Genomic DNA, 2,166 nt, shown 5'->3' with positions numbered 1-2,166 from the left:
GCCGCGCGCTTGCGGCGAGGCGCGTGTAGATGCCGATCAGCGCACGGCGATACGGCTCGTCGACGCGGTGCGGCGACTGGTCGGGGGAAGCTGCCGCGAGCGCCTTCACGGCGTCGTTCGCGCCGACGAGCAGGTTCGATACCGACAGCTCGGCGCCGAGCTTGTGCACCTGTTCCAGATAGTGCTCGAGGATCACCGCGGCCTGGCGGTTGATCGCTTCTTCGAGCGTCGGCGCGGTCACGTTCGGGTTGCCGTCGCGGTCGCCGCCGATCCAGCTGCCCATCTGGAAGAACGCCGGTACGCGCGCCGACAGGCCGTGCTCGGCGAGCGCGGCCTCGATGTCGCCGTACAGCGCGGGCAGTTCGTCGAGGAACGTCGCGCGGTAGTACGACAGCGCGTTCTCGATTTCGTCGCCGACGGTCAGGCGCGCGTCGCGCAGCATGCGCGTCTGCCACAGCGTGGTGACGCGGGCGCGCAGCATCGATTCGTTGTACTGGCGCTCACGGCCGGTGAGTTCCTGGTCGCGTTCGGCGAGCAGGCGCGCGATGTCGTGCTGTGCGTCGAGGATGCTCTTGCGCTGCACTTCGGTCGGGTGAGCGGTCAGCACCGGCACGATCAGCGCATCGTCGAAGAAGCGTTGCAGCAGGCGCTTCGACGCGTTGCCGGTCGTCTTCAGTTGTTCGAGCGCGTACGCGACCGTGCCGGGCTGCGACGCGGAGCCGGCCAGCGCGTGGATGCGGCGGCGGCGGTTGTGGTGGCGGTCTTCCGCGATGTTCGCGAGGTGCGAGAAATAGCTGAACGCACGCACGACGCTCACCGTCTGCTCCGGCGTCAGCTTGCGCAGCTTCTTCTCGAGCGTCTGCGCGGCTTCGCTGTCGTCCTCGCGACGGAACTTGACCGCGGTCTGGCGGATCGTCTCGACGACGTCGAACACGGTGTCGCCTTCCTGCTCGCGCACGACGTCGCCGAGCAGGCGGCCGAGGAAGCGGATGTCGTCGAACAGCGGGCCGTCCTTGTCTTCGCGCGTGCGCGTGCCGGACTTCGGCGCGGCGGCCGTGCGGGCCGCGGTGCGGGCAGCCGGGCCGGCAGCTTTCGTCGCGCGTTTTGTCTGACGTATCGGGTCTTTCGGTTTCGTTGCCGTTTTCGCACGGCCGTTCGCGGCGGTGGCGACGGTGTCCGTCGAGGCGTCGGAGGAGGACAGGGCAGCATTGCGGCGCGCCGTACGCGCCGATCCGGAAGACTTCACGATGGGTTTCCTTGGGAAAGCTCGAGTCAAAAGGAACTGCGGAAACTGCGAAACTGCGGTCAAGCAACCAGCTACGTGCGGCACATCCGCACATCGGCGCCGCGACCCGCGTGGCGGCAGGCCGGGCGCAGGCTCCAGGCCCGGGCGGGCAGGGGCGTGCGTGCTACCATTGTTCGATCTTCAATCCCGTCCTTCGATGTTCCAGCAATGAATTCCGAGACCCCTGCGGCCGGGCCGCAACAGGCACAGCCGCCCGCGACGTTGACGATTGCTTCGCGCGAAAGCCGCCTGGCGATGTGGCAAGCCGAACATGTTCGTGATGCGCTGCGCAAATTATATCCAGCTTGTGACGTGAACATCCTCGGGATGACGACGCGCGGCGACCAGATTCTCGATCGCACGCTGTCGAAGGTCGGCGGCAAGGGCCTGTTCGTGAAGGAACTGGAGGCCGCGCTGGCCGATGGCCGCGCCGATCTCGCCGTGCATTCGCTGAAGGACGTGCCGATGGCGCTGCCCGACGGCTTCTCGCTCGCCGCGATCATGGAGCGCGAAGACCCGCGCGATGCATTCGTGTCGAACGACTACGCGTCGCTCGACGCGCTGCCGGCCGGCGCCGTGGTCGGCACGTCGAGCCTGCGCCGCGAGGCGATGCTGCGCTCGCGCTACCCGCACCTGGAAGTGCTGCCGCTGCGCGGCAACCTCGATACCCGCCTGTCGAAACTCGATCGCGGCGATTACGCGGCGATCATCCTCGCGGCCGCCGGCCTGAAGCGCCTCGGTCTCGAAGCGCGGATCCGCGCGCTGCTCGACGTCGAGGCGAGCCCGCCCGCCGCGGGCCAGGGCGCGCTCGGCATCGAGATCGCATCGCACCGCAGCGACGTCGCTGCGTGGCTCGCACCGCTGCACGATTCGCCGACCGA

General features: G+C 68.5%; 2 protein-coding genes. One reads left to right on the top strand and one right to left on the bottom strand.

Going from position 1 to position 2,166, the window contains the following annotated elements; genetic code table 11:
• Positions 1 to 1,246: phosphoenolpyruvate carboxylase (locus G3N93_RS38200; RefSeq protein WP_206135352.1), on the bottom strand; the 1,246-nt coding region annotated here is incomplete at its 3' end.
• 207 nt (positions 1,247 to 1,453) lie between these two features.
• Between G3N93_RS38200 and hemC the strand changes: the two genes are divergently transcribed.
• Positions 1,454 to 2,166: hydroxymethylbilane synthase (gene hemC, locus G3N93_RS38195; protein ID WP_206135351.1), on the top strand; the 713-nt coding region annotated here is incomplete at its 3' end.

It is taken from the genome of Burkholderia sp. Se-20378 (genome assembly GCF_017104665.1).
In the GTDB taxonomy this organism is placed as follows: Bacteria; Pseudomonadota; Gammaproteobacteria; order Burkholderiales; family Burkholderiaceae; genus Burkholderia; species Burkholderia lata.
The sequence above is the reverse complement of the archived record's forward strand: the minus strand, read 5'-3'. Positions and strand labels throughout refer to the sequence as shown.